General features: G+C 73.3%; 8 protein-coding genes. 3 read left to right on the top strand and 5 right to left on the bottom strand.

What is annotated here, in order from left to right; translation table 11 throughout:
* The 3 genes from ABZ281_RS31780 to ABZ281_RS31770 form a co-directional block, all read right to left on the bottom strand.
* Nucleotides 1–718, bottom strand: a 718-nt coding sequence (locus ABZ281_RS31780; RefSeq protein WP_356661096.1) for a pyridoxal-phosphate dependent enzyme, incomplete at its 3' end; no start/stop codon positions are given.
* Nucleotides 715–1551: a DUF364 domain-containing protein gene (locus ABZ281_RS31775; RefSeq protein WP_356661094.1), complete on the bottom strand. Its 837-nt coding sequence runs from the start codon at nucleotides 1549–1551 to the stop codon at nucleotides 715–717. The genes ABZ281_RS31780 and ABZ281_RS31775, both read right to left, overlap by 4 nt.
* Nucleotides 1548–2804 carry an ATP-grasp domain-containing protein gene (locus ABZ281_RS31770; RefSeq protein WP_356661092.1) on the bottom strand — a complete coding sequence of 419 codons (1257 nt, stop codon included), beginning with the start codon at nucleotides 2802–2804 and terminating at the stop codon, nucleotides 1548–1550. The genes ABZ281_RS31775 and ABZ281_RS31770 overlap by 4 nt, the downstream gene beginning before the upstream one ends.
* Before the next feature lie 145 nt (nucleotides 2805–2949).
* Between ABZ281_RS31770 and ABZ281_RS31765 the strand changes: the two genes are divergently transcribed.
* From ABZ281_RS31765 to ABZ281_RS31755, 3 genes are read left to right on the top strand one after another with little or no spacing between them, the layout of a single operon-like run.
* Nucleotides 2950–3363 (top strand): hypothetical protein, encoded by a 414-nt coding sequence (locus ABZ281_RS31765; RefSeq protein ID WP_356661090.1) that lies wholly within the window; start codon nucleotides 2950–2952, stop codon nucleotides 3361–3363.
* Nucleotides 3360–3569, top strand: coding sequence for a hypothetical protein (locus tag ABZ281_RS31760; protein WP_356661088.1), 210 nt, complete (start codon nucleotides 3360–3362; stop codon nucleotides 3567–3569). Before ABZ281_RS31765 ends, ABZ281_RS31760 begins: the two co-directional genes overlap by 4 nt.
* Nucleotides 3570–3623: 54 nt before the next feature.
* Entirely contained in the window at nucleotides 3624–4430 is an 807-nt protein-coding gene (locus tag ABZ281_RS31755) for an alpha/beta hydrolase (RefSeq protein WP_356661098.1), read from the top strand.
* A gap of 10 nt (nucleotides 4431–4440) precedes the next feature.
* Here ABZ281_RS31755 and ABZ281_RS31750 read toward each other — a convergent pair whose 3' ends face one another.
* Together ABZ281_RS31750 and ABZ281_RS31745 are read right to left on the bottom strand one after the other, a co-directional pair.
* Nucleotides 4441–5502: an N-acetylmuramoyl-L-alanine amidase gene (locus ABZ281_RS31750; RefSeq protein WP_356661086.1), complete on the bottom strand. Its 1062-nt coding sequence runs from the start codon at nucleotides 5500–5502 to the stop codon at nucleotides 4441–4443.
* Between the two features lie 528 nt (nucleotides 5503–6030).
* Nucleotides 6031–6528, bottom strand: a complete 498-nt coding sequence (locus tag ABZ281_RS31745) for a pyridoxamine 5'-phosphate oxidase family protein (protein ID WP_356661085.1) — start codon at nucleotides 6526–6528, stop codon at nucleotides 6031–6033.
* Between the last annotated feature and the right edge of the window lie 65 nt (nucleotides 6529–6593).

Below are 6593 nucleotides of genomic sequence, written 5' to 3'. Positions count from 1 at the left end.
CGCCTCCGGGAAGGCCGCTCTGGACGCGGTGTTCCGGCCGGATCCGCGCCGAGGCGGGCTGGCCGAAGATGGTGGAGCCGGTGGCGTCGACGCCGATGAGGCGCAGGGCGGGCCAGTGCCGGCGCAGCGGTCCGATGAGGCCGGCGCTGTGGCCGCCGGTGCCGACGCTGCACACCAGGATGTCGAGGTGGTCGAGCTGCACGGCGAGTTCGGCGGCCAGGGAGGCGTAACCGGCGGTGTTGTCGGGGTTGTTGTACTGGTCGGGCCAGTAGGCGCCGGGCAGTTCGGCGAGCAGGTCGCGCAGCAGGGTGAGGCGGGCGGCCTGCCAGCCGCCCTGCGCCGCCGGACGGTCGGCGATCTCCAGCCGCACCCCGTGCGAGCGCAGCAACTGCCGCATGGACGGCTCCAGTTCACGGTCGCCGACCAGCACGATCGGATGGCCGAGGGCCTGCCCGGCGAAGGCGAGACCGATGCCGAGTGTGCCGGAGGTGGACTCCACGACCGGGGCGCCGGGCAGCAGTTCGCCGCGCTCGCGGGCGCCCAGCAGCATCGACACGGCGGCCCGTGCCTTCATCCCGCCGGCTGCGAGTCCTTCGAGCTTGGCCCAGAAGCCGGGGTGCGGGCCCGGCAGGTCGGCGGCGATCCGGGCCAGCGGGGTTCTGCCGACCAGGGAGAGCAGCTCCCGTCGCGCGTCCGGGAGGCTTGCGGTGACGGTCATCGTCCGCCTCCCGGGCAGGGGCCGTCGTAGCGGTGGACGACGCCGGGGCCGCCGTCGAGCCAGAAGAACGGGTACGGCTCCGCGCACACCGCGCTGACGCCCTGCCCCAGGAAGCGGGGCAGTACGGCGCTGCCGGTCTGGGCGAACATCACGAGCTGCTTGCCGTGTGCGAGCGCGTGCCGCCGCAGGGGTTCGAAGGTGCCGTTGCCCAGGGTCATGCCGGAGACGAGCAGCGCGTCACACCGGCCGGCCGCGGCGAGCGCGTCGGGCAGGACCGGCTCGCCCCACTCGGTCGCACCGCCCTTGAGATCGCAGGGGATGTAGCGCAGTCCGCGCGAACGCAGTTCTTCCAGCAGGGAGTTCACCACCCCGACGACGAGGACCGTGGCGCCGGGTGGCACATCGAGCAGGGCGGCGACGGTCTTCGCCCGGGCCCGGGACTTCTCCAGTGAGGAACCGGCGGGCAGCGGCACGGGCGTGGCCCCGTGGTCCGGGGTGTGCGGCAGGACGTGCATCAGGTAGGCGTCGAGGGCAGCCACCCGGACCGGCGGCAGCGGGTGCTCCAGCAGGCGGGCCACGTCGGCGCCCACGCACTCCTCGACCGCGCTGTCCGGCAGGTGTCCCGGTTCGACGGCGCAGGAGCCGACGGCCTCGGCCAGGCGCAGGCTCAGGACCTCGTTGCGGTAGCCGGTGCCGCGTCCCTGATGCCGGACGGCCTGCCGGGTGGTGAAGGCGACGGCGATTCGGAGGTCTGCCGGGTCGGGCCCGAAGGACCCCGTGCGCACCCGTTGCACCAGGTCGTCGTGCGACGTGCCGGTGAGGGCGGTGGTCATCGGATCACCAGTCCCGCGCGCAAGTCGTCCAGCAGGTGCTCGACGCGTGCGCGGGCTCCGGGCCCGTCGGGGTCGCCGGCCATGACGTGCCCCAGGTACTCGTTGTTGCTGCCCGCGGCCTTCACGGCTGTGCCGGGCTCGGCGAGTTGCACCTCGAGCACCCCGGGCAGGTCGCGCAGTCCGTCGCCGTCGAGCGCTTCGAGGGTGCCCGAGGCACCGGGCACCAGGAAGCCGATGGCGGCGCTGCGCAGGCCGGTGTCCGTGTGCCGCAGGTCGGGCGCGCGGCCCAGGGCGACGTCCACGAAGGCGGCGGCGAGGTCGATGCCGGTGACGTGCCGTATGAGCTCGGTGATGCGGTTCCCGGCGGGGCGGGGGTTGACCTCGACCACGCGTGGCCCGGCGGAGGTCAGCTTGATCTCCGTGTGCGCCACGACCCCGTCGGTCAGCCCGAGGGCCTTGAGCGCGGCCAGGGCGGTCTGCTCGGCGGCCTCGGCGTCGGCGGGGGTGAGGGCGGCCGGGAACATGTGCCCGGTCTCGACGAAGGCGGGCGCCCCGCCCACGCTCTTGTCGGTCACGCCGACCACATGGACGGCGCCCGCGTACGAGACGGTCTCCACGCTCACCTCGGGCCCGTCCAGCAGCTCTTCGAGCAGCACCACGGGCGTACGCCGCTGGCCGCGGGCGTTGACCGGGAAGTCGGACAGCGCCCGGCAGGCGGCGGCCAGTTCGGCCTCGTCGTCCACCCGGCGCACGTACATGCCCGCGCACAGGTCGACCGGCTTGAGGACCAGCGGATAGCCGATGTCGCGCGCGGCCCGGGCGATGTCGGCCCACTCCTCCCGCACGGCGAAGCGCGGTCCCGGCACCCCGGCGTCGTCGAGGACGCGGCGGGTGGAGTCCTTGCGGCAGGCGTCGCCGACCGCCTCCGGCCCCGGGCCCGGCAGGCCGAGGCGGCCCGCGATCCGGGCCACGGTCGGCAGGTAGTAGTCGCAGCTCGTGGCGACCCCGTCGAAACCGAGCACCCCGTGCAGCCGCTCGACCTCGGGCAGCAGCGCCTCGACGTCGTTGGTGTCGGCCGTGATGATGTGGCGGGCCCCGAGCAGCGGATGGGCGGTCCCCTCCGGCGCCGAGCGCAGGTAGTGGTGCAGGTCGCGGGTGAGGAACGTGAACGCGTGCCCGTTCTCCCGGATCGCCCTCGGCAGTAGCCGGCTCATGGACCCGACCCAGCTCTCGACCACCAACAGATGAGCCACAACTCCCCCTTTCTTGAGATGAGTTCGAGGCGTGCGGGCAGCCCGGCGAGCCCTCCGGGGGAGGGCGCCGGGTGTTGCCGCTGGAGACGTTATCGATAATCATTTTCATTGTCATCTGCCTGGCGAAGATCCTTTTGGGGAACCCTTGACCCGTCCCGCACGCCGCACCGCCCTCCTGTGCTCCCTCGCGGCCGCCACCGCCCTCCTCCCCGCCGCCCCCGTCCGGGCTGCCGAGGCGCCCCCGCCCCTGCGCTTCGCCACCTGCCCCGACTCCGTCCCCCGGCCGGCCGCGCCGGAGCGCGTCGAGTGCGGGCGGCTCTCCGTACCCCTGGACCGGCACCACCCGCCGGAGCCGCGCATCGAGGTGACGGTCTCCCGGGTGCGCGCCTCGGGCACGCCCGCCGAACGGCGCGGCATCCTGCTGGTCAACCCGGGCGGTCCGGGCGGCTCGGGACTCCCCCACGCGGTCACCAAGCGGGCGAAACTCCCCGGAGCGTGCGCCGCGCCTACGACGTCATCGACTTCGACCCGCGCGGCGTCGGGCGGAGCACTCCCGTGACCTGCGGCCCGATGGGCGGCCTCTTCGACAGTCCGGGCAGCGAGCCGGCGCCGGCCGGCCCCCCGGCGGAGCGGGCGTACCTGATGTCCCTGCGGGCCATGGCCGACGACTGCGCCCGCCACGCGGGCCGTCTGCTGCCCCATCTGTCCGCCGAGCAGACCGCGTACGACATGGACGCGATACGCGCGGCCCTCGGCGAACCATGAGCGAGCTTTCTCGGTGTCTCCTACGGCAGTTACCAGGGCGCCGCCTACACCGCGCTGTTCCCCCGCCGCGTCGGCCGGATGGTGCTGGACAGTGTGGTCGGCCCCTGGGACTGGTACGACTTCGACGTGCTCCAGAGCCGGGCACTGCTACGTCAGCGCGACACCTTCTTCGCCTGGGCCGCGGGGCACTACGGCCTGGGAGGCATGCCCACCGAGGTGCGCGCGTCCTATCTGCGAGTGCGCAAGGGGCTGGCCGCGCGGCCGGTGGCGGGATTCGGACCGGCGGAGTTCGACCGGGCGGTGTACCGCGCCCTGGGCCGCACCGAACGATGGGCACCTCTCGCGAACGGGCTGCGCGGCTGCCTGACCGACGGCGGCGTCGGCGCCCTGCGCCCGGCCGTCGCGTTCGACAGCCCGGACTCCCGCGCTTACGAGGCGGCGAACCGCATCGTCAAGTGCGCCGACGGTCCGCCCCCCGGTCGCCGCGCCATCGTCACGGACATCCGCCGCACGCGCCGCCTCGACCCGCGGCCGGTCCTGACGGGCATGGAGGCGAGCACCTGCGCCTTCTGGCACCACCGGCCCGCCCGCCGCACCCCGCTCGGCAGCCCGCAGGCGCCGCCGGTCTTCCTCGTCGCCTCGGCGCACGACCCTGTCACGCCCGTCGAGGGGGCCCGCTCCGTGCAGCGCCTGCTCCCCGGCTCGCGTCTGGTGGTCCTCGACGACGACCACTCCCACGGCGTGTTCGCGAGCCGCGGCAACGCGTGCGTGGACGGCACCGTGGCGGCGTATCTGGTCGACGGGACGGCGCCCACCGCGGAGGTGAGGTGCCCGGGCCCGGGCCTGGCGGCGCCGGAGTGATGCCCGGTGCTCAGGTCTCCTTCCAGACGAGCACGGTCAGCACGGCGCTCGCGACGGTGACCGGCACGGCGGCCTGGTTCAGCAGCCGCACCCGCATGCTGCGGCCCGACGCGATCCGCTTCGTCACGGGCAGGACCGCGAAGGTGGCGCCGCCCGTCCCGACGATCTCGTGGATCGGGTGGTCCGCGCGGTGCTGGTCGCCCTGGTACTCCGACATGCGCGCCTGGACGACGGCGCCCGCCGGGAGGCGGTCGATGTGGAGGCCGAGCGTTCCGCTGAAGCGGGCCGGGCCGCGGGCGAACACGCTTCCGCGGGTGGCGTGGTCGCCGGTCTCGTCGGTCCACTCCGCGGTGAACTCGACCGAGTCCCAGACACCGGGCGCGAGTTGGTACTGCGCCGCGGCACCGAGGTTGACGTACTGGGGCATGGGGTCCTCTCCTTCCCACCGGCCCGCCGGGTGGGCCAGGGCGTCGGCTACGTCACGGCGGAAGCCGGCCATGCCGAATCCACGCGGGTCGAGCTTCCAGTCGCTCCATTCCAGGTGGCCGATGGCGCTCTTGGGACCCCAGCCGTGGGCGCGGCAGATCGCGGCGGTGGCCTTGACCATCGCGAGGTACTGGGCGGGCGGCCACGGGTCCTTGCCGTCGCCCTTGTTCTCGCACTCCCAGCCGTAGAACCGGGCGTTGCCGTCGACCGCGCCGGCGGAGCCGTCGTGCTCGTGCGTCGGGGGCGGATACGTGCCGTACGACTCGCCGATGACGGCGTTGAGCACGTCGCCGTCGCCGCCGCCGGCGTGGTTGGCACGGCCGTTGCCCGTGAGGTGGACGACGCCGTCCTTGGTGATGCAGCCGGTCGCGAGCGGGCCGGGCAGGGCGCTGTGACCGTTGAAGATCAGCCTGACGACGTTCGTGCCGGGGCCGGTGACGGTGTGGTGGATCACCACACCGTGCACGGGGCCCCAAGGGCCTTTGTGATTACGGTTGTTGGTGCGCCAGCCGGCGACCTCGTGAACGGCACAGCCCTCGGCCTTCAACGCGGCGACGAGCCGGGCGGCGGTGAGCGGGGTGGCCATGAGTCAGTCCTCCCTCCGTTCCGGCGCCTGGATGCCGGTCTGAAGACGGTCCGATCATCTGGGGAGCGTGCCTGAACGCGGAGCTTGCCCGTTTCGGGCAGCGTGTCGGTCCTCGCCGCTCGCTGCCGGGCCCTCACCATTCTCGCGCCGCTCGCCCCGCCGCTCACCCAGCCGTACGCCACGTCCGCAAAATCGGCGCGATTACGACGCTGCCACACCAGGGAGGGTGGGGCGACGGTCCTGCGGATACCGCCCCGCACAACCGGGCGCAGACGCCGTTCGACCGGTCCGGCTCGTACGTCGTGACGCCGGGGGCGGGCCAGGACGTGGAGGAGGTCCCTGAAATCGGCGGAGTCATACCTGCCGTGCCACGCACTCCGGTCCACGGCCGAACCGGGGAGGAGCGGCTCGGGGACCACTGGCTTGGGGGCAAGTGACTTGGGGGCGAGCAGGGTTGTCCGATTGTTCGCTTGGTGAAATTTGATTCACTTCCGATCGCCCTGAGTGACAGCGTGGGACATGCGGGTGTCAATGGTCCTGCGGGGACTCGACCGCCCAGATGCGGCTGCTCAGGTCCGAGCCGCGCAGAACCTGAACGCGCCAGGGGTCGATGCGCAGCAGGTGGTAGTCGGGGCTGTCGGGGCCGGCGCTCCAGTAGAGGTGGGGGTCGTAGCCCACGCCCGGGGGGCTGGTGCGGCGGTACAGCTCCCAGGCGCGCAGCTTGGTGTCCCGGTCGGGCGCCCAGGCCGAGACGCTGTCGACGAACACCGCATCCTGGCGGGGGTGCCAGTAGGCGTACGTCGTGTGGGGGTTGTGCGCCAGGTGGGCGGCCTTGACCGGGGTGCGGAAGACCGCCAGCCACCCGACGGGGCGTCCGTCGACGGTCTCCCAGACGGGCTGGACGACGCGGGCCCGGGGGCGGTTGTGCCGGTCGACGGTGACCATCGTGCAGTAGACGGTCTGCTGGACGTACTCGACGAAGGCGGCCTCGATCTCGGAGAACGAACGCACCTGTGCAGTGCCCACGGGGATACCTCGGATTCACATGCGCGGGGACGGAAATGGGGGAACGGGCGGCCGCCCGGCCGCTC

The organism is Streptomyces sp. NPDC006265, assembly GCF_040613555.1.
In the GTDB taxonomy this organism is placed as follows: Bacteria; Actinomycetota; Actinomycetes; order Streptomycetales; family Streptomycetaceae; genus Streptomyces.
The sequence above is the reverse complement of the archived record's forward strand: the minus strand, read 5'-3'. Positions and strand labels throughout refer to the sequence as shown.